The sequence below is a fragment of the Bacillus sp. N13C7 genome, assembly GCF_026790065.1.
Taxonomy (GTDB): Bacteria; Bacillota; Bacilli; order Bacillales; family Bacillaceae; genus Bacillus.
Window position 1 is genome coordinate 76,432 of sequence record NZ_JALAMO010000009.1, and the last position, 21,668, is coordinate 98,099.

Genomic DNA, 21,668 nt, shown 5'->3' on the forward strand with positions numbered 1-21,668 from the left:
TATCATATGTCGTATAGAGACATAGGTTTATGAAAAGCAAAAGAAGGGCGTTTCTCTTTCATTTTTGCTCCGAGTTGACGAATAAGAATTCGTCCATGATAATAATGTAAGAAGAAAAAGGTGGTGTTTAATTGAAACGGCAATTAAAACTGTTTTTTATTGTGCTGATCACTGCGGTTGTCGCTTCAGCGCTTACTTTATTTATTACGGGCAATTCCAGCATCCTGGGCCAAAAATCAATCAGCGCGGGAGACAGCGAGTTCGACAAATTAAATAAAGCGTATGAGCAAATCAAAAGTGATTACTACCAAAAGACAGATGATGACAAATTAGTAGACGGAGCAATTAAAGGAATGATTGAATCTCTGGATGATCCGTATTCCACATACATGGATCAAGAGGAAGCAAAATCATTTGATGAGACGATTTCTGCATCCTTTGAAGGCATTGGAGCCCAAGTAGAGGAGAAAGACGGTGAAATCCTTATAGTGTCCCCAATTAAAGGATCACCTGCAGAAAAAGCAGGAATCAAACCGAGGGACCAAATCCTTAAGGTAAATGGGAAAAGCGTCAAAGGCATGAATGTAAATCAAGCCGTCGCTTTAATCCGAGGCAAAAAGGGCACAAAAGTGAAGCTTGAGCTCAACAGAGCGGGGGTCGGAAATATCGATCTTTCCATTAAGCGCGATACCATTCCTGTAGAGACTGTCTATTCTGAGATGAAGGACAGCAACATTGGCGAAATCCAAATTACTTCTTTCTCTGAAACAACGGCTAAAGAACTGACTGATGCGATAAACAGTTTAGAGAAAAAAGGCGCCAAAGGCTATATTTTAGACTTACGGGGCAACCCAGGCGGTTTAATGGATCAGGCAATTACAATGAGCAACCTGTTCATAGATAAAGGGAAAAATATCATGCAGGTTGAATACAAAAACGGTTCAAAAGAAGTCATGAAGGCTGAAAAAGACCGGACAGTGACCAAGCCGACCGTCGTTTTAGTAAATGACGGCACAGCGAGCGCCGCGGAAATTATGGCCGCCGCCCTTCACGAATCGTCGGGCATACCGTTAATCGGCGAAACGACATTTGGCAAAGGCACAGTGCAGACTGCGAAGGAATATGATGATGGGTCTACCGTCAAACTGACTGTCGCCAAATGGCTGACTGCAGACGGTGAATGGATTCATAAAAAAGGCATCAAGCCACAAGTGAAAGCGGAGCTGCCTGATTACGCGAAGCTGCCGTATTTGGACGCAGATAAAACGTACAAATCAGGGGATTCAGGCACAAATGTCAAAGTAGCTCAGCAAATGTTTAAAGCACTTGGCTATCAAGTGAAAGTAAACAGTACGTATGACCAGGATTTTGTTTCTGTGGTCAAACAGTTCCAGAAAAAAGAGAAGCTGAAAGAAACAGGCGTACTGACTGGCGATACAACGACAAAATTAATGACAGAACTTCAAAAGAAGCTGTCAAATAATGATACGCAAATGAAAAAAGCAATTGAAACCCTGAAAAAAGAAATGTAAAAAAACCATACGCGGCAGCCGCGTATGGTTTTTTTATGCACCCTTTTGATTCGGGTTAGTGTCTTGTTTTTTATTAAATAACCCTTCAATGACAGGATTAGATCCAGCCTTTTTAATGAACAGCGGATTAAGAACGACTACAGTTATGATATTGGCAGCCAATCCCCAAAACCCTTCATAAATGCCGTGTGCGGATTGAGTGATATACACCATAAACGTCACCGCAAGACCGACTAGCAATCCAATAACCGTTGCTTCTCTTGTTTGGTTTTTCCAGAATAGGCTGACAGCAATCGCCGGGAAGATTTGCACCATGCCGGATACGCCTAATAGCTGAAGCGTGACTAAGGCAGTCGGGAACAGCATGCCAAACAGAAGCGCAAGGCCGATAACAACAAACACCATTGAACGTGTGACAAGGGTCAGCCTGCTTTGAGATACATTCGGATGAATCAAATCCCGATATAGGTTATTGGCGAATAAATTTGATGCCCCGATTGCCATAATGGAACAAGGAATCAATGAAGCAAGGGCAATCGTAGCATAGGCAAAACCTTGTGCCACGCCGCCGTAAGACGTTTGAATCAAATGCAGCAGCGCCAGTCTTGGATTTGTATCTTCCGGCAACACAAGAAAGGCGATAAAGCCAAGAAAGATAACCAAAATTAAAACAATATTATAAAGCGGTAAAAACATGCTGTTTTTTCTTACTGCATCAGCGCTTTTCGCTGTGAAAACTCCCGTAGCGGCATGAGCCCACATAAAAAGTGCCAGGGCGGAAACAATTGATGCTGTGATAAACCAAGGAATGCCTTTTGGCCCTTCTGCCGGTATCGCCAGCATTTGCGGCGCTTCCTTTACTAACGTATCAATCATCGGTGTCCAGCCGTTAAAATGGATAAGAGGAAGTGACACCACCATAAACAGCATAATGACCCATACTAAAATATCTTTTATAATGGCTGTAAAAGTAGGCCCTTTAATCCCGCTGAAAAACGTGTAAAGAGCTACAAGAATAAATGAGATGATGACAACCAATTTTACGTTGATATATCCGGTGCCGGCAACCTGGAGTGTATCCTGAATCCCGCTCAGCTGAAGGCATATGTACGGAATAAGCATCAGCACACCGACGATGGCAACAAGGCTTGCTAAAAGCTTGCTGTCAAAACGTTCCCGGGCATAATCCGCAAGTGTTGTTAATTTGTGAATTTTCGCAACTTTCCAAAGTTTCGGCAGGAAGAAGTAGGCGATAAAGTAAGCCAATACAGAATAAGGAATGGCGAAAAAAGCAACACTTCCGCCCGTAAAAGCAGTACTTGTTAATCCTAAGAAAGTATATGCCGTATAAAGGTCAGCGCCTACTAAAAACCAGACGAGAAGGCCCCCGAAGCGTCTGCCGCCGACAGACCATTCTTCCACCGAGGTTCGTGACGATTTGTCTCTTCCGGCTAGAAATCCGATACAGACAACGGTTAATACGATAATAGCTGTAATGAGAAGTGCAGTGAGATTCCCTTGCATTATTCAAGTCCTCCATCTTTTTTTTGCATCTGGTAAATGCCAAACGAGCATAACGGCGTGATGATAATCCACAACAGCAGCCAAAAGTGGAAAAACGGCAGGCCGAAGATAATCGGTTCTATTCGATTCACAAGCGGCAAAAGCGTGAGCTGAATGAATGGCAAAAGAATAAGAATAACAATAAGTGCTTTTTTAACCATTTACTTTCCTCCTGAAACATGATAATGCTCACTATAATAGCAGTTGTAAGAAAAGATCACAAGATAATTATTAGAAAAAAATGATTTTTTCAATTATTTAATCAAAACACATGGTTTGCATCCAGCTCAATAAAGGTTTAAAATAATAAATATCTTGAAATCGAGATAAAGTAGGAGTGGAAAAATGAAAACAGAAGGATTGCACCATATCACAGCATTCGCCAGAGATCCGCAGGAAAACTTGCGGTTTTATACAGAAGTGCTTGGGCTCAGGCTTGTTAAAAAAACAGTAAACTTTGATGATCCCGGAACGTATCATTTTTACTTTGGGAATCAAAACGGAGATCCCGGAACAATCATGACCTTTTTCCCGTTCCAAGGGAGCGGACAGGGAACGGTAGGCAAAGGCCAAGCAGGCCGGGTGTACTTTTCCGTTCCAAAAGGCTCTCTGTCTTTTTGGAAGGAACGTCTTGAAAAAGACGGCCTGAATCTAGAGGAGAAAACGTTATTCGGTGAAAAGAGCCTTATTTTTAATGATACAGAAGATCTTCCGTTAGCGATCATAGAGGACGAGAAAAGCGGCAATAGCGAGTGGACGCCTGACGGCATTTCGGAACACGAAGCGATTACGGGAATGAAAGGCGTGCTCCTGTATTCCTACGACCCGCAGGCGACCATTCAATTGTTAACAGAAAGCTTCGGATACACCAAAGCGGCGTCAGAAGATCAGATTGTCAGGCTGACATCCTCAGCGGCCATCGGCGGCATCATTGACGTACATTTACACCCTGATAAAAGAGGCGTGGGAGGTTACGGCACGGTGCACCATGTAGCGTTTCGGACATCGAAAGAGGAACAGGCGAGCTGGCTTCCGATTATTGCGAAAAACCATCTTCCTTCGTCCGAAATCCTAGACAGAGAATACTTTACATCCGTTTATTTCAGGGAGAAAGGCGGTATCCTATTTGAAATCGCCACAGATGAGCCGGGCTTTATGACAGATGAAACGTTTGATGAGCTGGGAACTTCATTAAAACTGCCTGAATGGCTGGAGAAACATAGACAACAAATTACAGACATGTTGCCTGAACTTTAAAAGGGGGATTTTTACGATGAAGCATATTTATGAAAAAGGGACATCTGACAACGTACTTTTGCTCTTGCATGGCACTGGTGGAAACGAACACGACCTGCTTTCATTGGGGCGGTTTATAGATCCTCATGCCCATTTGCTTGGTGTCAGAGGTTCGGTGCTTGAAAATGGAATGCCGAGATTTTTCAAACGCTTAAGTGAAGGTGTATTTGATGAAAAGGATCTTGTAGAGCGGACAAGAGAATTGAAAGATTTTATCGACGAGGCTGCAGAAATGCATCAATTTGACCGCGGCCGAGTGATTGCAGTCGGTTATTCAAATGGAGCTAATATTGCGGCAAGCCTGCTTTTCCATTATAAAGATGTCTTAAAAGGGGCTATTCTGCATCATCCGATGGTTCCGATTCGCGGTATCAAACTGCCTGATATGACGGGACTACCTGTTTTTATTGGTGCCGGGAAATACGATCCTCTCTGCACGAAGGAAGAATCAGAAGAACTTCACCGTTATTTACGGAACAACGGGGCATTAGCCTCTGTTTTCTGGCAGGATGGGGGCCATCAGCTGACGCAGCATGAAGCTGAACAGGCTCGTGAATGGTATAAAGATGCGATTGTATAAAAAAACCTTAGTCCGTAGTTCGGACTAAGGTTTTTCATATCCTTACAGCCAAGTCGACACTTTTGAAAGCGGCAAGCGGTTGCTTTGATGGGCAGGTTTCGCTGCTTTGCCGATGGAAATAAGCATAACCGGAACATAGCGCTCACTGATATCAAATTGCTTTTGGAACTGCTCTTTGTTAAATCCGCCGATTGCGCATGTGTCATAACCTTTTGCTTTTGCGGCAATCATAAGCTGCATAGCGGCTAAAGAAGCATTTAAGAATGCAGAATCACGTGCGAACTGTTCGCTTTGGTATGCACCGTTAATTTGGCCGAGCAACGTTTGTTTGATTTCATCTGTAATATAGCCTTGGCTTGCCAATTCGGCGTAAACTTCTTCACCATTTTCATTTGCCTTTAAATCACCTAAAATGGCAACAACCGCAGAAGACTCAACGATTTGTTTTTGATTATACGCTACAGGAAGAAGCGCCGCTTTTGATTCATCGCTGTGGAATACTGTAAAATGCCAATGCTGAAGGTTCCAAGCTGAAGGCGCCTTAGCGGCAAGGTCCAACAGCTCAGTCAGCTCTTCTTTAGAGATCGGGGCATTTGTATCATATTCCTTTACAGATGCACGTGCTTTTAAAACATCCAGAGTATTCGTCATAGTGTTTCCTCCTTCGGATAAACGTGGTATGATAATAGAAAAGTTAGAAGCTTACTAAATGTAACTTGAAAGAATATTGTAATGGATCATTGAATACATGTCAATCAATAGATGAAGGGATGAAGACTTGTGGGAAATACGATGTGCCCTAAAATGGAATCCGCTTTTTCATTGCTGGGAAAACGATGGAACGGTCTGATCATCCATGTGCTAATGGATGGGCCGAAACGGTTTAAAGAGATAACGGAAACAATACCGATGATCAGCCAAAAAATGCTGGCGGAGCGCCTTAAGGAGCTTGAACAAAACGAGATCGTCGAGCGCCAGGTTCTCCCTGAAACGCCGGTCAAAGTCATCTACACGCTCACTGAAAAAGGAACAGCGCTTCAAGCTGTATTTCAAGAGATGCAGGCATGGGCCGATCAATTTTGCGAGCCCGGTGAAACCGTGTGTGACGAAGAGAAATAAGGAAAGAGGCCTTCGGAAAAGGTCTTTATTTCAATAATAAAGTCATGTAATGGGTGGTGATTCATACCGTTTACATGACTTTTTTATATTTGCCAAAAGCAATGTTCATACGAAAGGAATATAAAAATAGGAAAGGGGCATCTGTGAAAAAGTTATTAGATCAAACCTGTTGTGAATGGAGAAGATTATTTATCTTGTCGCGCAAATCAGCAAGGCGGAATCTATCCGCATGAATTTTATATTTACAATCACAACCCAGTCACCTTCCATTGGAATTACAATGGTATCGAAACTGGATTTAAAAAGGGAAATCCAGATTCTATCCACCAATATTGAATTACCCCGTTTTGCTGGCAACTTTCGTACTGATTATTTCGTAAAAAGAAATCAAAGAAGAGGGAGGGTCTCTGATGAAACCCTCTTTTTTTACTGCATTTTCATTATTTTATAGTTTCCCGTTCAAAAATTGCGCTTCACCAAGACCGAAACTCCAGTCTGCGTTGCCATTCTCGGTAATAGAAACCATGAGGTCTTCTGGAGAAATGCCGCATACTGCTTCTAGCTTTTCAGCCAGCAGGGCATACAATTTTTCTTTTTGGCTTTCTGTTCTTGTTTTGCTCGTTATACTGATGATGACCAGATCCTTGCTTCTTTGAAATCCTAATCCTGTATCTTGGATCACAAGCTCGTTTGCCGGATGCTGATGGACAATTTGATAACGGTCTCTTTCCGGAACAGCAAATGCTTGGACCATCGCTTGGTGAGCGGTATCCAATAACAATTGCAGTGATTTTTCGTCACGGCCTTCAATTACATCAAAACGTAACAATGGCATGTGAATTCCTCCTCATGTGAAGTTGTTATCCGTCTGTTTTCACATTATTTTACTCATTTCCAGATAGTGGATAAATATAAAGATTCGCTGATAACTTGATAAAAAACATAACATATAACCAATAGTTAATCAATATATAACTATTAAATAATCAAGATAATCGATAGGTAATTGAGAAAAACGCCATAAAAACCATTGACAGCTTTTGGTTAGGAGATTAGTATGAATATACTTGTTGACCAAAAGATAACAAACACATAACCAACTTTTTTCGTCATTAGTGAAAGCGGTTTCTGACTGCGGGGTTTAAATAGTGCCGAAATCATTTTTAGAAACACATATGGAGGGGTACCATGCCGATTTTGATTGTTGCTGTTGGAGTGCTGGTTTTGTTATTTCTTATTATTAAAGTGAAATTAAATACTTTTGTTTCACTTATTGTCGTGTCATTTTTAGTAGCTGTCGGACTAGGGATGGATACCAATAAAATCGTTCTTTCAATTGAAGCGGGTATAGGCGGGCAGCTCGGGCATTTAGCTTTAGTGTTTGGGCTTGGCGCGATGCTCGGAAGGCTTGTCTCAGATGCTGGGGGAGGCTATCGCATTGCCATTACGCTGATTGACAAATTTGGAAGGAAACGAATACAGGCGGCGGTGGTGGTTGCCTCATTTATCATCGGCATTGCCCTGTTTTTTGAAGTGGGGCTTGTTCTGTTGATTCCGATTGTTTATGCGATTGCGAAAGAATTAAAAATGCCTTTTCTCTATCTGGGAATTCCGATGGCTGCTGCTTTAAATGTCACCCATGGATTTTTGCCCCCGCATCCTGCGCCGACTGCCATCTCAGTTGCATACGGCGCAAACATTGGTCAAGTGCTGCTTTTTGGAATCATCATCGCAGTGCCGACCACTGTGGTTGCCGGGCCCTTATTTAATAAATTTGCAATGAAGCTGTTTCCCAGTGCGTACCAAAAGAGCGGAAATTTATCGGCGTTAGGGCCGCGGAAAGAATTTCAGCTGGATGAAACACCAGGCTTTTCAATCAGTGTTGTCACGTCTTTATTTCCAGTTATCTTTATGGCGATAGCAACAATTTTTTCTTTAATACTCAATGAACACTCAAAAGGAAAAGAAATCATAGAATTTATCGGCACTCCAGGGACGGCAATGCTCATTTCACTTTTGCTTGCGCTCTATACAATGGGATATGCTCGTAAAATACCTATGAAGGAGGCCAGCAAATCACTATCAGAATCGATATCACAAATCGCGATGATGCTGCTCATCATAGGAGGGGGAGGGGCGTTTAAACAGGTGCTTATTGATGGCAGGGTCGGTGATTATTTCGCTGATCTTTTCAGTCAAACAAATATGTCCCCGCTGCTTGTGGCATGGATCATCGCTGCGGTTCTGCGCCTATGTTTGGGCTCAGCTACCGTGGCTGCGCTTACCACTGCGGGAATGGCAGCTCCGCTCATGGAGGCGGGCAGTGTAAACCCGGCATTAATGGTGCTGGCAACAGGAGCAGGCAGTGTCATCGCGTGTCATGTAAACGATGCAGGATTTTGGATGGTAAAGGAATTTTTCGGCTTGAGCATGAAAGAAACATTTCAAACGTGGACGCTGCTTACGACAGTTCTCTCAGTAACAGGGCTCGGCTGTGTGTTATTGGCTGGGCTTGTGATGTAACAATACCTAGATTTATTTCATAGCCCAATCGTTTTTCTTCCTTTCTGAATACCTTACGTATAGGCAGACAAAAGGAGGAAAAATCATGTACCCTCAACATTCATATTATCGCGGGAACCTAGATCCAGCCGGATATCCGGCGCGCAATCCTTTCTTGTTTGGCGCTCCTTTAGTCGGCGGTTTATTAGGCGGTTTTCTCGGGAGTGCTCTGTTTAACGCTCCTCGTCCCTATGCTTATCCGCCTGTGCCGTATGGTTACGGAGGTGCACCGTACGGTTTTGGTGCCGGCGTGCCATACGGCGGATATCCCCGTTTTTTATCGGATGATTTCTACCTCGGACATATTGTAGTCTTGCTGCTTCTGAAACATGACTTCCAGAAGGCCATCCTTATAAACAGCTTTTGTTCCTTTGCGTTTAACTAAACAAGGGAGGTTTATTTTTTTGATATGATCCAAATTCGGGAAATTTTCTATCATTAATGCGTGGGAAGTGTGTTTGATTTTTAACTGTTCCAGCTGGCTTTCGCTGATTGGCACCTTAACAAACACATGGTCTGTTGTTTCAAATATATCTATGTCAGGTTTAGCAGATTTCGCGGGCCGTTCTTTTGGGGGGAGAGGATCGCGGAAGGGAAATTGAGCCGCATAGTCACTGCCGAACACACTTTCCATTACACGATTTACATACGTTTCAACGTCTTTTGGATCTGCTTTTTTTAATGCTTCCTTTGAAAACTGATTGTGGAAAGGAAAGTACTTGTTCCACTCAAACATCGTCGCCACACCCTTTCTTCACGGACAAAATAGTATATGCCCGCCCGATCTTTCACGTGATATAATATAAGATGCTCTAAAGAAAGGCGGGGATATAAATGCAATACTCAGAAACAAAAAAAGGCGTTTTTTATACAGCCGTTTCTTTTATCATGTGGGGGCTGTTTCCGCTTTATTGGAAGCTTCTCGAACAGCTGCCGGCTCTTGATATTTTAGCTCACCGTATTATATGGTCTTTTGTTTTTATGTGTATCGTGCTATTTTTCTTGCGGCAATGGAAAGCAGGGTGGCAGGAGCTGCGCTCTTTAAAAAAGAACGGCGGCATCCTTTCTTTATTTCTCGCTTCTATCCTGATTTCGATTAACTGGTTTGTTTACATATGGGCGGTCAACCATGGGTTTTTGCTTGAGGCCAGTCTTGGCTATTACATTAATCCGCTTGTATCAGTCCTCCTTGGTATTTTATTTTTAAAGGAAAAACTGAACCGCTTGCAATTAGTGGCGGTTTCAATTGCGGCGGCCGGCGTCATTATCTCGGCATTCCAATACGGTTCCATTCCTTATGTTGCGCTTCTGCTCGCATTCAGCTTCGGGCTGTACGGGTTAAGCAAAAAAAGAACAAGCCTGTCGAGCGCCGTCGGTTTAACGCTGGAAACATTCATGATTTTGCCGATTGCTTTGGGCTATTTGCTGCTGAGCGGCCACACCACCCAGCCTGCAGGTGCAGAAAGCGGGGGGACGTGGATGCTTCTCTTTTTTGCCGGTGTATTTACGGCGCTGCCGCTTTTATTGTTTGCGGAAGGAGCGAAACGGCTGCCGCTGTACCAAGTCGGTATCTTACAATATATTGCACCGACCATTACTTTGCTGATCGGGCTGTTTGTTTACCATGAGCCATTTTCGAGCTCGAAGGCTTTTACATTCAGCTGTATATGGGCTGCATTGCTCTTGTTTACGTTTTCACAAGTAAAGTGGAAACGGGCGTCAAAAAGCCATTGAGGCCTTTGGCTTTTCAGCTGAACCATATATTATGTATAATCATTTCATGTATGTAAGACATAAAGGAGCAAGACGATGGACAATGATAAAGAGATAGTGAAAGCCTACGCTTCACTTTGGAACAACCGATCTTTCGCAAGTGATGACGCAGAGGCGGTAACAGAGGCGATTGATCTTGAGCTTTTGGATAAACGAACACATCCGAGACTCCGGAAACTGATGCTGGAAAAATATGTTTCCGCGATTCAGCGCATTGTGAATTCGCAGCTCGAACCAGCTGTAAAATATCAGCTGGTCAAATTACATACAGAACGTGTAGCGCATTTAAAAGAAGAAAGAGGGGAGCAATTATGAAAGCAATCATAAAAGAAGATGTGCAAACATCTTTAGAACGATATGCGGACCGCCCTGTATATATCCATTTAGAAACCACAACAGGTTCTTATTCAGCACACTTAAACGAAAAAAACATGACGGTTGTTGCATACATCCGCAATGCAAAAGTTACTTATCATCAGGCGAAAATTAAAGGCAACGGCCCTTACCGGGTTGGCTTAAAAACAGAAGAAGGCTGGATTTATGCTGAAGGCTTGACTGAATACACGGTAGATGAAGAAAACCGTTTATTAATGGCGGGACACCTGCCGGGCGGTAAACTGGCTATTTCTCTGCAAATCAGTGAAAAACCGTTCACAGTTTAAAGAAAAGGGTGAAAAATAATGAAAGAACACGTATTAGTAATCCTGCCTCACCCTGATGACGAATCATATGGAGTGGCAGGCTTGATTGCCTTAAACAGAAAAAAAGACATTCCCGTTACGTACGCATGCGCTACTTTAGGCGAAATGGGAAGAAATATGGGCGATCCATTTTTCGCGAACCGGGAAACGTTGCCGCTATTAAGAAAACAAGAGCTCATTAACGCTTGCAAAGAAATGGATATCAATGATCTTAGAATGCTTGGGCTCCGTGACAAAACACTCGAATTTGAAGACGATGAGTATTTGGCTGATATTATGGAAGAGATCATAGATGATGTAAAACCAAGTTTAATTGTCACATTTTATCCTGGACACGGTGTGCACCCTGACCATGATGCATGCGGGGAAGCGGTAATCCGTGCATTGTACCGCAAAAAGAAAGAAGACCGTCCGCGCACGCTCTGCATGGCGATCACACGCAATAGAGAAGAGGTTCTCGGCGAAGCTGATGTAGTGCTTGATATTAAAGAAGTAGCCGATATTAAAATGAATGCGTTAAGAGCGCACCGCACTCAAACAGAAGGCATGCTCAGAGAGCTTGAAGAAAAATTGAAAAACAATGAACCTGTTATGGCAACATGGTTTGAGGAAGAAGTATATTGGACATATCAATGGAATGATTAATCAAAAAGGTATAAGGCCTTTAAGCCTTATACCTTTTTTAATTTCAAGTCAGATGCAATCGCTGAAGCGAGGGTGGATCTCAAGGAAATATCTTCGAAAGACAACCCTAGCTGAACCGCTGTTTGCGCTATTTCCGGACGGATTCCCGACAAAGTTGAAGAAACGCCGATTAAACGAAGCGCCTCAATCAAACTGAACAGCTGGTGGGCAACCATCGTATCAATCACAGCTACTCCTGACAAATCGATATACAGCTGTGTCACCTTTTTCTCCGCACATTGATGCAGTGTGTTTTCCATAATCAGTTTGGCGCGGACTGTATCAATATCTCCGATTAAAGGCAGCAGCCCGACGCTGTGAAACAGCACGATGACCGGCGCGCTCAATTCAGTAATCATATCTTTTTGGGCCTGAAGCTGAAGGCTAGTGTTTTTGTACATTTCTTCTATAAAAATATGAATCACTAGATCAAACGCTTTTATAAGGGAATGATAAAGGTCTTCGGCTTCTTCGCCTTTCACAGTGTCCTGATTGAGATGGACAAATTCTTTCACATAGGAAACATATAAATCTCTGACTCTGACAAACTCCCGAATAATATAATGGATGGGAGTCTTTAAATGCTCTTGATCCTGTGTGACTTCAAAAGCCCATTCTTTCAGGATAGGCAGGTATACATCTTCATCATCTATAAAAATACGGTTTATTTTATAGTTAAAGGCAAGATTCTGGCTCTTTAAATTGTGAATGACATCAGGGTCTGTTGATGCATAAATGGAATTTGGATCAGTTTCCTCAATGGTTTCATACCATGTTGAACTGATGGTCTCTGCATGCTGAGAAAGATATTCGTATAATTTCTTATTTTTTGCCATATAGGATCACCTCTTTTAAATGTATTGTTTTTGCGAATAACGTTTTTGCAGTTTAGCCAGCCTGAAAAACAGTCCAACTGCTCCTGCGGCGAGTCCTGTAATTAATCCGATCCAATAGCCAAACGCGCCGAGGCTTGTAAACGTACCGACCGCATAACCGACCGGAAGGCCAATGACCCAGTAAGAGACAAAAGCGGCCGCAAGCGTATAGTTCACATCTTTGTATCCTCTGAGCGCTCCCTGGATCGGTGCAGCCACAGCATCGGAAAGCTGAAAAAACAGCGCATAAATTAAAAAGTGCTGTGTCAGCCGGAGCACATCGGGGTCAGAAGTGTACATGCCGGCAATTTGCTCTCTGAATAAGAGGATACAGGCTGCAGTTAACAAAGAAAAGCCGATTGCCATCATGATGCCGATCAAGCTATATGAGCGTGCATCCTTAAATCGGGCTGCACCGGCTTCAAAACCGACAACAATTGTTAAAGCCATAGACACGCTAAGCGGCAGCATATATAAAAGTGATGCAAAGTTCATGGCTGCCTGGTGGGACGCGATGGTCACTGTATCAAAATGGCTCATCAGAAGCGTGACAGCTGCGAAAATGCTCGTTTCAAAAAACACGGCAAACCCAATAGGAAGGCCGATTTTGAGCATATTTTTGCATGCTTTCCAAGAGAACTTATACATGGTAAGGAAAATTCCGTATTCGGAAAACGGCGCGGCTTTATGAATGATGAAAAAACTGATGATGCAGATACACCAATATGTAAGCCCGGACGCAAGCCCTGCACCAACTCCGCCAAGTGCAGGCATTCCGAATTTTCCGAAGATGAATACGTAATTCAATACAAAATTGATTGGCAGAGAACTGAGTGTAATCATCATTGTGACTTTTGTTTTCCCTAATGAGTCAATGAATGATCTTAAAACTGTGTAAACAAATAAAGGGAAAATTCCCAGCGATAAAAAGCCTAAAAAGTGTTTGGCGATCTGATGCACGTGAGCCTCAAGGTGTAATCGGCCAAGAATAAGGTCCACTGCAGCATATCCGATCGCTAAAACGGCGATGCTAAGAAGCGCGGCCACGTATACAGCCTGTAAAACAGTAAAGGGAATTTTCTGTTTTTTTTCAGCGCCTAATAGCTGAGCGACAATCGGGGTGACCGCCATTAATATGCCTGCAAGTCCTGTATAAACTGGGGTCCAAAGACTTGAGCCAATGGCGACACCGGCTAAATCAGCGGGGCTGACTTTTCCTGACATCACCGTATCTAAAAACGTCATAAGAGACAGCCCCGCCTGGGTAATGAATATCGGAATTAAAATGTGCAAAAGCTGTTTGATCTTTTGACGGGCGTTTCGAGTTTCTTTCATACATTGATCTCCGTTTCTTTTTCATAACGAGAGAAATTATAACATTTTATGTATAAAAAGCAATGAACGCCAGACCTATTCTTTTTTTGTCGGTTTCGTTTTTCTAAACATTTGGGCATAAATAAAAGAAAGCGAAATCACGCCTAAAAAGGTGCAAATATATTGAATGATTCTTTCGATTTCCATTCTTTACATCCCTCCTTTACCAATAGAATGTGCATCAATAAGAGAAGCATGCGGAAAAGTTGGAAATTTGAAAAGGAGTTGAAGGTCTATGCGTTATGAGCAGATGTCAGAAAATGCATTCAAGGGGAAAATACAAGTATACTTAGAGCAAATATTAGGTGATACGTCACTAATCTTAAAAGCGCTTCACGAAAAAGACCAGTGTCTCCTTTGTGAATTAGATGAATTGGGGCACATTTTTCAGGACATGCAGGGGATCGCATCATCCTTTTATTTGCAATCATACATTGAGGAATTTACACCGGCATTTATTGAGCTGGCCAAGGCGATTAAAGCCTTATCGGAACATAAGCATGGTGCTTTGATTGTGATTGAAAGAGCGGATCCGGTTGAGCATTTTATTCAAAAAGGAACCTCCCTTCATGCGGAAATCAGCGCTTCATTAATTGAGAGCATCTTTTTCCCCGGAAACCCTCTTCATGACGGCGCATTATTGGTGAGGGAAAATAAACTCGTATCAGCAGCCAATGTACTCCCGCTGACAACAAAGGAAGTGGATATCCATCTGGGAACCCGGCATCGCGCAGCCCTTGGAATGTCGGGGTATACGGATGCGCTTGTGCTCGTTGTTTCAGAGGAGACAGGGAAGATGTCGTTTGCAAAAGACGGTGTATTGTATCCTTTAATTTCGCCAAGAACGTAAAAATAAATAAAAGGGCCTGATAATGAATCCTATCATGAGACAAAATGACTGAATTCAGATCTTTTTTAAAGCATTCACTTCAAGCTGAATGCTTTTTGTCTTGAAGACAGGAAATATAAACTGGTAGAAAAGTTATATCTAATGAATGTTAATTAAGTTAAATACTTTACCTATTTATGTATTTATAGTACCGTATAAAATATTACATAAATTTTAAAAGGAAGGTGCTGCCGCATGGCTAATGTATTAATGATCGGTTTTCCCGGTGAAGGGCATATTAATCCGTCTATCGGTGTAATGAAGGAGCTGAAATCCAGGGGAGAGCATATTACCTACTACGCAGTAAAAGAATACAAAGAAAAAATTGCAGCTCTTGATATTGAGTTTCGCGAGTATCATGATTTCCGGGAAGATCACTTCGGAAAGAACGCAACCGGAGATGAAGAAAGAGATTTCACAGAAATGATCTGCGCCTTTTTGAAAGGCTGTAAGGATATCGCGACTCATATTTATGAGGAAGTCAAACATGAATCGTATGATTATGTCATATATGATCACCATCTGCTGGCCGGTAAAATCATTGCCAACCTGCTGAAGCTGCCGAGATTTTCACTGTGTACAACCTTTGCGATGAATGAGGAATTTCTAAAGGAAATGATGGGGTCTTATATTAAAGGATCATTTGAAAATTCGCCTCATTATAAAACGTATCTCCAGCTTGCAGAAACATTAAATACTGAATTTCAAGCAGAAATCAAGAAGCCGTTTGACGTTTTTTCTTCAGATGGAGATTTGACAATCGTCTTCACATCAAGGGAATTTCAGCCAATGGCTGAGCAATTTGGCGACCGGTATGTATTTGTCGGCCCTTCAATTACGGAAAGAGCGGGAAACAATGATTTCCCATTTGAGCAGATTGACAATGAAAACGTGCTGTTTATTTCAATGGGAACCATATTTAACAATCAAAAGCAGTTTTTTAATCAATGTCTTGAGGTGTGTAAAGACTTTGACGGTAAAGTAGTGCTTTCCATCGGCAAGCATATCAAAGCAAATGAGTTAAACGACATTCCGGAGAATTTCATTGTGCGTCCGTATGTCCCTCAGCTTGAGATCCTCAAAAGAGCCAGTTTATTTGTGACCCACGGCGGAATGAACAGCACAAGTGAAGGGCTGTATTTTGAAACCCCGCTCGTTGTTATTCCGATGGGCGCTGACCAATTTGCCGTCGGAAATCAAGTGGAAAAAATCGGCGCGGGAAAAGTGCTGAAAAAAGAAGAATTATCTGAAAGCCTTTTGAAAGAAACGATTGAAGAAGTGATGAACAATCCAGTTTATGCTGAAAAAGCAAAAGAAATTGGTCAATCACTGAAAGCGGCAGGCGGTTCTAAAAAAGCGGCCGACAGCATTCTTGAATTTGTGAAACACAAAACTCAATCAGCCAACGCATAGTATAAAAGCCTGTTCTTGTCAAAAGAACAGGCTTTTTAGCCATTCGTAAGCATACAGAGGAAGGGATTTGACACGCCAATAGAGAATTGATAAGAAAAACAGACAAGAAAGGAGGAAAATCTGCTCCATTCATCAATAGAAAGCCATCATTTTACCCCCGCTTATATAGTTCCTTAGACTTTCGAAAAAAAATTGCAGCTTATGTAAAATGTTAGGTGTTTATTTGAAGGTTTAAAGGTCGAACGATGCTGAAACTGCTGTTGAATGTTTGAAAAGGGTTTTAACTTATTGAAAAAGTGACGATAAAACGGTTGTATGCCATTTTTGGGACAAAATACTAGCTGTTTTTTGCAATATAAACAGTTTAGGAGGTTGAATGAATGAAAAGGAAGATTGTAGCCGGCTTGGCTGTTTCCGCAGTTGTTGGGTCTTCGATGGCAGCAGCACCCGCGGAAGCAAAAACGATAAAGGTAAAAAGCGGTGACTCTCTTTGGAAACTTTCCCGCCAATATGATACGACTATATCAAAACTGAAATCTGAAAACAAATTGAAATCGTCCGTGCTTTATGTCGGACAAAGCCTTAAGATCCCTGAGAGCAGCAAAAAAAGCACAACATCCTCATCCAACACAAGCAAAACGTCAACATACACTGTTGCCTACGGTGATTCGCTATGGATGATTGCTAAAAATCATAAAATGAGTGTTTCAGAGCTTAAAAGTTTAAACAGCCTGACCAGTGACCTGATTCGTCCGGGGCAAAAGCTTAAGATCAAAGGGACAAGCAGTTCAAGCAGATCAAATGGATCGAAAAAAAACAGCGGTTCCAATTCTTCAGGCTCGTCAAAAAGTACATATACAGTTAAGCTTGGTGACTCACTGTGGAAAATCGCAAACAGCTTAAAAATGACAGTAGCTGAATTGAAAACCTTAAATGGCTTGACATCAGATACGCTCTATCCTAAACAAGTGCTCAAAATAAAAGGCAGCTCGCCGAAGCGCGGAAACAGCGGTTCCAAGAAGCCGTCAAACTCCAATTCCTCAAAAACAACTACATACAAGGTGAAAGCAGGCGATTCGCTGTGGAAAATTGCGAATCAGCTCGGAGTCACTGTGCAAAGCATCCGTGATAAAAACAATTTATCATCTGATGTACTGAAAATCGGACAGGTTCTCACGATTTCGGGAACATCAAAATCTAACAATTCAAATCAGACAAAACCAAAAGACAACTCAAGGTCAAACATTCGAATAGGGACGAAGATTGACAGAATGATAACAGAAGCGAAAAAATATGTCGGGGTGCCGTACCGCTGGGGCGGAAACACGCCTGCCGGCTTCGATTGCAGCGGCTACATTTATTACCTCATTAATAAAGTATCATCTATATCAAGATTAAGTACGGCAGGGTATTGGAATGTCATGCAAAAAGTCAGCCAGCCCTCAGTCGGAGATTTTGTCTTCTTTACCACATATAAATCCGGTCCGTCTCACATGGGGATTTACCTGGGCGGGGGAGACTTTATTCATGCAAGCTCATCGGGCGTAGATATTTCCAACCTCAGCAATTCATATTGGAAACAGCGCTACTTGGGCGCAAGAAGCTATTTTTAAAACGGCGTGACAAAAAAGCCTTTTTATAGGCTTTTTTGTTTATATCAGGCAGTGATTGACCACACTGTTAGAAAAAACAAGGGGGAGACAGTATGTACCGTCTCTTGCTGTTGATGATGGCAACGGCACTGGGAGTTGTGGGATGCGGACAAAAACCTCCTGACCCTCCTAAGCGGGTGCCGGAAAAAAAAGTGGTTGAAACGTCAGCATTTGGTCATCATGTCCAGCTGGTCAATCGTGAAGGCAAAGCAGTCGGTTTTATAGAAATCAAAGAATCAGATGACGAAGGCCTTGATATTCACATTTCCGCAAACAGCCTGCGCCCCGGCGCTTCCCTCGGATTTCACATTTATGAAAAAGGTTCATGTGTCAGGCCGGATTTTGAATCAGCGGGAGGCCCCTTTAATCCGCTGAACAAAGAACACGGTTTCAACAATCCGATGGGGCATCATGCCGGAGATCTGCCGAACCTTGAAGTCAGTGCTGACGGAAAAGTAGATGTCATTATGAATGCGCCGGACACCTCATTAAAAAAAGGAAGTAAACTAAATATTCTCGACCAGGACGGGAGTGCGTTTATTATTCATGAGCATGCCGACGATTATTTGACAAATCCCAGCGGGAATTCAGGTGCGCGTATCGTCTGCGGAGCCCTTTCCGGCAATAATGAGAAGCAGTAATATCATCCAAGCCCTTTTGTATTGAGCATACAGGGGCTTTTTTAGTATACTCGTTAATGGAATACGAATAGGAAAGGGAACCTGTCTATGACAACTCAATTACAGCACTTAACATTGCCGGAAGATATACAAAAAAAACTTTTATCATATAAAGATCAGCCGATTTCCCCAGAGTTTCAGTCGCTCATCGGGACGTCAGGCTATGAGGCGGAGGACGAAACCATTTTATTCGACGCCATCATCGCATTAGCTATGGGGAAAAATGTCCTGCTAAAAGGGCCTACAGGCTCAGGAAAAACAAAGCTTGCAGAAACATTGTCCAGCTATTTTCATAAACCGATGCACAGTGTCAACTGTTCAGTCGACTTGGATGCTGAAGCTTTGGTCGGCTATAAAACAATTGAAAATCAATCTGGCCAGGCAACGATCGAGTTTGTATCAGGACCTGTCACAAAAGCCATGAAAGAAGGCCATTTTCTTTATATAGATGAAATCAATATGGCAAAGCCGGAAACACTGCCGATTTTAAACGGTGTATTAGATTACAGAAAAATGATGACAAATCCGTTTACAGGCGAGGTTATTCGGGCCAAAGACGGCTTCGGAGTCATTGCAGCCATCAATGAAGGCTACGTTGGAACTGTTCCGCTTAATGAAGCATTGAAAAACCGTTTTGTTATCATCGATGTGCCATATATTAAAGGCGGGCTGCTGAAACAAGTGCTCATGTCTCAATCAGCCCTGCAAGATGAGAAATTGATTGACCGGTTTATCACGCTTTCCTCTGACCTGATCGTTCAGGCCAATAACGGACAGGTGTCTGAAGAAGCGGCATCCATCAGAGCTTTAATCGATACATGTGATTTAGCCGCTTATATTCCGCCGCGTCGTGCCATCGAGCGGGGAATTGTAGAGAAGCTTGATGATGACCGGGAAAAAGCGGCCGTCCGAAATATCGCAGAAACTCTGTTTGAATGAGGGAGCTGCGATGAAATTTATCAAATTTAACGACAGCACAATTGATTCGTTTTTATTTATGATGCTGACTGATTTGGCCAAAACACTCACAAAGAGTGAAGCGGTAGAAGTGGAGTATGGCGTTCAGTCCTATTACAATCCATTTGAAAAGAAAATCTATATGAGCCACTTTTGGAAAGACAGGGCAGCTGAGGACATGGAAGCGGGTCTGAAGAGCGATGTCTATCTGCGCTCGATCGGAACGAGATATAGCTCGCTGCAGGAGTTTGCGAATTTTTTGGATGATATCCATCGGCATCTTACGTTTAAAAGTTTTGCCAAGCAGCTGTTTATGCTGCTTGAGGACATCAGAATCGAAGAGTGCATCAAACACGAGCGTCCGGGTACGAAACATGTATTTGCGAAGCGAAAAGACATGTACAGAAAACACTTTTCCACCCAGCTGACCTTAAATTTGGAACGAAGCATTTTTACGGATGCGCTCTTTTGCGCGATCTATGTCAAGCTAACAGCGGAGTCGCCGCTCGAGACCCTTCCATCAATGCGTGAAGATATCGATTTGATGCACCCGTTTATTGAACAGCAGCTCTTGCGTGTGTATGAGGCAGACTCGACACGGCAGGTTCTGAAAATTGTTGAAGACCTCATGGACGGGCTTGAAGAAGTGCTCGACAAAGACATGCTGAATACCTACTTCTTTTTGCCTGAGCTTGATTACGCAAAGGCTGCAGAACAGCCGTTGTTTGAAGAAGAGAAAAAAGCGCCGAAGCTGAGTGATGACATCACGCTTCCGAAAAAATCAGACGGTGATGAGGATATTCATGAAGAAGAAATGCCGACATGGCACCGGGAAACAGAAGCACCGTCGAAAAGCTTCCTTCAATTTGATATTGAACACGGCGCGAAATCAGATTTAGGAAAAGACGCTTCAAGGGAAGGCGACGATGGAGATCAAGCCCTTGGTTCAGTCCAAGGATCAGCCAGACAAACAAAACGGAAAGACTATTCCAAGCTGGAAGCGCTGGAGTCCCAGAAAGACCAGCCAAACGGAGCAGGTATGGCTGACGGAAAAGAAAATAAATACGCATTTCCGATTTACAAAGAACCGAAGCCGGCTACAAGTGAAGAAGAGCTTTCTTATAAACAGCAGGCAAAAACGATCGAATCATATCAAAAGCGTTTGAAACAAATGATTCAAAAAACGCTGGAGCATAAAAAAACACTGCCAAGAACAGATCTTCATGCCGGCCGGCTGAACAATAAGCTCCTCCGTTACTTCACTGAACGAAATCCGCGTCTGTTCTACAAAAAGCAAGAACCGTCTTCAGAAATTGACGCAGTTTTTACATTGCTGGTCGACTGCTCAGCCAGCATGTTCGACAAAATGGACGAAACAAAACGGGGAATTGTATTGTTTCACGAAGCGCTGAAATCGGTAGCGGTTCCGCATCAGATTGTCGGTTTCTGGGAAGACACAAACGATGCGACCGAAACAAGCCAACCAAACTATTTCAATACGGTTATTCCTTTCCAATCGTCATTAAGACAAGATGCTGGGCCTGCAATTATGCAGCTCGAGCCTGAGGAAGATAACCGTGACGGCTATGCGATCCGGCAGATGACGAAAAAAATGCTGCAGCGCAGCGAGGCGCAAAAGTTCTTAATTGTTTTCTCTGATGGAGAGCCGGCCGCGTTTGGCTATGAACAAAACGGGATTGTCGATACAAGTGAAGCGGTTATTGAAGCTCGAAAAAGGGGAATTGAAGTAATAAATGTTTTTCTCTCCAACTCAGAAATAGAAGAATCGCAAATGAAGACCATTCAGGATATGTACGGAAAATTCAGTATATTTGTCCCGGATGTTGATCAGCTCCCGGATGTTCTGTATCCGCTGCTGAAAAAACTGCTCCATAAAAGCATAGGATAGCCCGTTATCCTATGCTTTTTGGCTTTTCTTTTTTCGAATGATTAAATTTTTTGTTTTTTATAAAGGTTTTTTACTATTTTGTGAACAATCAAGGTAGAATCAAATTGCA

At 42.7% G+C, this 21,668-nt stretch carries 22 protein-coding genes and 1 pseudogene; 16 read left to right on the top strand and 7 right to left on the bottom strand.

What is annotated here, in order from left to right:
- Nucleotides 1–131 precede the first annotated feature (131 nt).
- Nucleotides 132–1,532 carry a carboxy-terminal processing protease CtpA gene (ctpA, locus tag MOB98_RS12610; protein ID WP_268361043.1) on the top strand — a complete coding sequence of 467 codons (1,401 nt, stop codon included), beginning with the start codon at nt 132–134 and terminating at the stop codon, nt 1,530–1,532.
- A gap of 33 nt (nt 1,533–1,565) precedes the next feature.
- Here ctpA and MOB98_RS12615 read toward each other — a convergent pair whose 3' ends face one another.
- Together MOB98_RS12615 and MOB98_RS12620 are read right to left on the bottom strand one after the other, a co-directional pair.
- The gene (locus tag MOB98_RS12615; RefSeq protein WP_268367268.1) at nt 1,566–3,056 is read right to left on the bottom strand and encodes a sodium:solute symporter family protein; all 1,491 of its coding nucleotides are present in this window, start codon (nt 3,054–3,056) and stop codon (nt 1,566–1,568) included.
- A complete protein-coding gene (locus MOB98_RS12620; protein WP_268361045.1) occupies nt 3,056–3,256 on the bottom strand; it encodes a DUF3311 domain-containing protein in 201 nt (66 codons plus the stop codon). The genes MOB98_RS12615 and MOB98_RS12620 overlap by 1 nt, the downstream gene beginning before the upstream one ends.
- Nucleotides 3,257–3,440: 184 nt before the next feature.
- Here MOB98_RS12620 and MOB98_RS12625 point away from each other — a divergent pair, with 184 nt between their 5' ends.
- Both MOB98_RS12625 and MOB98_RS12630 read left to right on the top strand, forming a co-directional pair.
- Nucleotides 3,441–4,352, top strand: coding sequence for a ring-cleaving dioxygenase (locus tag MOB98_RS12625; protein ID WP_268361046.1), 912 nt, complete (start codon nt 3,441–3,443; stop codon nt 4,350–4,352).
- Nucleotides 4,353–4,368: 16 nt separating this feature from the next.
- On the top strand, nt 4,369–4,971 hold the full coding sequence (locus MOB98_RS12630) for an alpha/beta hydrolase (protein ID WP_268361047.1): 603 nt from the start codon (nt 4,369–4,371) through the stop codon (nt 4,969–4,971).
- A gap of 42 nt (nt 4,972–5,013) precedes the next feature.
- Here the strand turns inward: MOB98_RS12630 and MOB98_RS12635 are convergent, their stop codons facing one another.
- Nucleotides 5,014–5,622 carry a nitroreductase family protein gene (locus MOB98_RS12635; protein ID WP_268361048.1) on the bottom strand — a complete coding sequence of 203 codons (609 nt, stop codon included), beginning with the start codon at nt 5,620–5,622 and terminating at the stop codon, nt 5,014–5,016.
- Between the two features lie 129 nt (nt 5,623–5,751).
- On the opposite strand from MOB98_RS12635, the gene yodB reads away from it, so the two are divergent.
- Nucleotides 5,752–6,090: a transcriptional regulator YodB gene (yodB, locus tag MOB98_RS12640; RefSeq protein ID WP_268361049.1), complete on the top strand. Its 339-nt coding sequence runs from the start codon at nt 5,752–5,754 to the stop codon at nt 6,088–6,090.
- A 445-nt stretch (nt 6,091–6,535) separates the two neighbouring features.
- Here the strand turns inward: yodB and MOB98_RS12645 are convergent, their stop codons facing one another.
- Entirely contained in the window at nt 6,536–6,925 is a 390-nt protein-coding gene (locus MOB98_RS12645) for a tautomerase family protein (protein WP_268361050.1), read from the bottom strand.
- 353 nt (nt 6,926–7,278) lie between these two features.
- Here MOB98_RS12645 and MOB98_RS12650 point away from each other — a divergent pair, with 353 nt between their 5' ends.
- Both MOB98_RS12650 and MOB98_RS12655 read left to right on the top strand, forming a co-directional pair.
- The gene (locus tag MOB98_RS12650) at nt 7,279–8,613 is read left to right on the top strand and encodes a gluconate:H+ symporter (protein WP_268361051.1); all 1,335 of its coding nucleotides are present in this window, start codon (nt 7,279–7,281) and stop codon (nt 8,611–8,613) included.
- 85 nt (nt 8,614–8,698) lie between these two features.
- A pseudogene (locus tag MOB98_RS12655) lies at nt 8,699–8,929 on the top strand (hypothetical protein); the annotation flags it as partial.
- On the opposite strand, the gene MOB98_RS12660 reads toward MOB98_RS12655, so the two are convergent.
- A complete protein-coding gene (locus MOB98_RS12660) occupies nt 8,930–9,388 on the bottom strand; it encodes an Hsp20/alpha crystallin family protein (protein ID WP_268361054.1) in 459 nt (152 codons plus the stop codon). It abuts the pseudogene before it with no gap.
- Nucleotides 9,389–9,486: 98 nt separating this feature from the next.
- Between MOB98_RS12660 and rarD the strand changes: the two genes are divergently transcribed.
- From rarD to bshB2, 4 genes are all read left to right on the top strand, one after another.
- Nucleotides 9,487–10,386 carry an EamA family transporter RarD gene (gene rarD / locus MOB98_RS12665; RefSeq protein ID WP_268361056.1) on the top strand — a complete coding sequence of 300 codons (900 nt, stop codon included), beginning with the start codon at nt 9,487–9,489 and terminating at the stop codon, nt 10,384–10,386.
- 75 nt (nt 10,387–10,461) lie between these two features.
- On the top strand, nt 10,462–10,740 hold the full coding sequence (locus MOB98_RS12670; protein ID WP_268361057.1) for a hypothetical protein: 279 nt from the start codon (nt 10,462–10,464) through the stop codon (nt 10,738–10,740).
- Entirely contained in the window at nt 10,737–11,087 is a 351-nt protein-coding gene (locus tag MOB98_RS12675; protein ID WP_268361058.1) for a YojF family protein, read from the top strand. The genes MOB98_RS12670 and MOB98_RS12675 overlap by 4 nt, the downstream gene beginning before the upstream one ends.
- Before the next feature lie 18 nt (nt 11,088–11,105).
- The gene (gene bshB2 / locus MOB98_RS12680) at nt 11,106–11,771 is read left to right on the top strand and encodes a bacillithiol biosynthesis deacetylase BshB2 (RefSeq protein ID WP_003220099.1); all 666 of its coding nucleotides are present in this window, start codon (nt 11,106–11,108) and stop codon (nt 11,769–11,771) included.
- 26 nt (nt 11,772–11,797) lie between these two features.
- Here bshB2 and rsbRC read toward each other — a convergent pair whose 3' ends face one another.
- Together rsbRC and MOB98_RS12690 are read right to left on the bottom strand one after the other, a co-directional pair.
- Nucleotides 11,798–12,646 carry an RsbT co-antagonist RsbRC gene (gene rsbRC / locus MOB98_RS12685; RefSeq protein ID WP_268361059.1) on the bottom strand — a complete coding sequence of 283 codons (849 nt, stop codon included), beginning with the start codon at nt 12,644–12,646 and terminating at the stop codon, nt 11,798–11,800.
- A 15-nt stretch (nt 12,647–12,661) separates the two neighbouring features.
- Complete coding sequence (locus tag MOB98_RS12690) at nt 12,662–14,020, bottom strand: MATE family efflux transporter (RefSeq protein ID WP_268361060.1); 1,359 nt, start codon at nt 14,018–14,020, stop codon at nt 12,662–12,664.
- 274 nt (nt 14,021–14,294) lie between these two features.
- Here MOB98_RS12690 and cdaS point away from each other — a divergent pair, with 274 nt between their 5' ends.
- The 6 genes from cdaS to MOB98_RS12720 all read left to right on the top strand — a co-directional run bounded on the left by cdaS (nt 14,295) and on the right by MOB98_RS12720 (nt 21,559).
- A complete protein-coding gene (cdaS, locus tag MOB98_RS12695) occupies nt 14,295–14,909 on the top strand; it encodes a cyclic di-AMP synthase CdaS (RefSeq protein ID WP_268361062.1) in 615 nt (204 codons plus the stop codon).
- Between the two features lie 234 nt (nt 14,910–15,143).
- Entirely contained in the window at nt 15,144–16,361 is a 1,218-nt protein-coding gene (locus MOB98_RS12700) for a macrolide family glycosyltransferase (RefSeq protein ID WP_268361063.1), read from the top strand.
- Between the two features lie 380 nt (nt 16,362–16,741).
- On the top strand, nt 16,742–17,974 hold the full coding sequence (locus MOB98_RS12705; protein WP_268361065.1) for a peptidoglycan endopeptidase: 1,233 nt from the start codon (nt 16,742–16,744) through the stop codon (nt 17,972–17,974).
- Between the two features lie 92 nt (nt 17,975–18,066).
- Entirely contained in the window at nt 18,067–18,654 is a 588-nt protein-coding gene (locus tag MOB98_RS12710) for a superoxide dismutase family protein (RefSeq protein ID WP_268361066.1), read from the top strand.
- 87 nt (nt 18,655–18,741) lie between these two features.
- Entirely contained in the window at nt 18,742–19,632 is an 891-nt protein-coding gene (locus MOB98_RS12715) for an AAA family ATPase (RefSeq protein WP_268367266.1), read from the top strand.
- Between the two features lie 10 nt (nt 19,633–19,642).
- Nucleotides 19,643–21,559, top strand: a complete 1,917-nt coding sequence (locus tag MOB98_RS12720) for a nitric oxide reductase activation protein NorD (RefSeq protein ID WP_268362949.1) — start codon at nt 19,643–19,645, stop codon at nt 21,557–21,559.
- The last annotated feature ends 109 nt before the right edge of the window (nt 21,560–21,668 follow it).

What these genes read in the sequence shown, in the direction of transcription:
- MOB98_RS12620 (WP_268361045.1), bottom strand. Translation starts at nt 3,256, where the DNA reads ATGGTTAAAAAAGCACTTATTGTTATTCTTATTCTTTTGCCATTCATT.
- MOB98_RS12660 (WP_268361054.1), bottom strand. Translation starts at nt 9,388, where the DNA reads ATGTTTGAGTGGAACAAGTACTTTCCTTTCCACAATCAGTTTTCAAAG.
- MOB98_RS12710 (WP_268361066.1), top strand. Translation starts at nt 18,067, where the DNA reads ATGTACCGTCTCTTGCTGTTGATGATGGCAACGGCACTGGGAGTTGTG.
- MOB98_RS12645 (WP_268361050.1), bottom strand. Translation starts at nt 6,925, where the DNA reads ATGCCATTGTTACGTTTTGATGTAATTGAAGGCCGTGACGAAAAATCA.
- bshB2 (WP_003220099.1), top strand. Translation starts at nt 11,106, where the DNA reads ATGAAAGAACACGTATTAGTAATCCTGCCTCACCCTGATGACGAATCA.
- rarD (WP_268361056.1), top strand. Translation starts at nt 9,487, where the DNA reads ATGCAATACTCAGAAACAAAAAAAGGCGTTTTTTATACAGCCGTTTCT.
- MOB98_RS12625 (WP_268361046.1), top strand. Translation starts at nt 3,441, where the DNA reads ATGAAAACAGAAGGATTGCACCATATCACAGCATTCGCCAGAGATCCG.
- MOB98_RS12675 (WP_268361058.1), top strand. Translation starts at nt 10,737, where the DNA reads ATGAAAGCAATCATAAAAGAAGATGTGCAAACATCTTTAGAACGATAT.
- rsbRC (WP_268361059.1), bottom strand. Translation starts at nt 12,646, where the DNA reads ATGGCAAAAAATAAGAAATTATACGAATATCTTTCTCAGCATGCAGAG.
- MOB98_RS12615 (WP_268367268.1), bottom strand. Translation starts at nt 3,056, where the DNA reads ATGCAAGGGAATCTCACTGCACTTCTCATTACAGCTATTATCGTATTA.
- MOB98_RS12715 (WP_268367266.1), top strand. Translation starts at nt 18,742, where the DNA reads ATGACAACTCAATTACAGCACTTAACATTGCCGGAAGATATACAAAAA.
- MOB98_RS12650 (WP_268361051.1), top strand. Translation starts at nt 7,279, where the DNA reads ATGCCGATTTTGATTGTTGCTGTTGGAGTGCTGGTTTTGTTATTTCTT.
- MOB98_RS12720 (WP_268362949.1), top strand. Translation starts at nt 19,643, where the DNA reads ATGAAATTTATCAAATTTAACGACAGCACAATTGATTCGTTTTTATTT.
- MOB98_RS12700 (WP_268361063.1), top strand. Translation starts at nt 15,144, where the DNA reads ATGGCTAATGTATTAATGATCGGTTTTCCCGGTGAAGGGCATATTAAT.
- MOB98_RS12670 (WP_268361057.1), top strand. Translation starts at nt 10,462, where the DNA reads ATGGACAATGATAAAGAGATAGTGAAAGCCTACGCTTCACTTTGGAAC.
- MOB98_RS12630 (WP_268361047.1), top strand. Translation starts at nt 4,369, where the DNA reads ATGAAGCATATTTATGAAAAAGGGACATCTGACAACGTACTTTTGCTC.
- MOB98_RS12635 (WP_268361048.1), bottom strand. Translation starts at nt 5,622, where the DNA reads ATGACGAATACTCTGGATGTTTTAAAAGCACGTGCATCTGTAAAGGAA.
- MOB98_RS12705 (WP_268361065.1), top strand. Translation starts at nt 16,742, where the DNA reads ATGAAAAGGAAGATTGTAGCCGGCTTGGCTGTTTCCGCAGTTGTTGGG.
- MOB98_RS12690 (WP_268361060.1), bottom strand. Translation starts at nt 14,020, where the DNA reads ATGAAAGAAACTCGAAACGCCCGTCAAAAGATCAAACAGCTTTTGCAC.
- cdaS (WP_268361062.1), top strand. Translation starts at nt 14,295, where the DNA reads ATGCGTTATGAGCAGATGTCAGAAAATGCATTCAAGGGGAAAATACAA.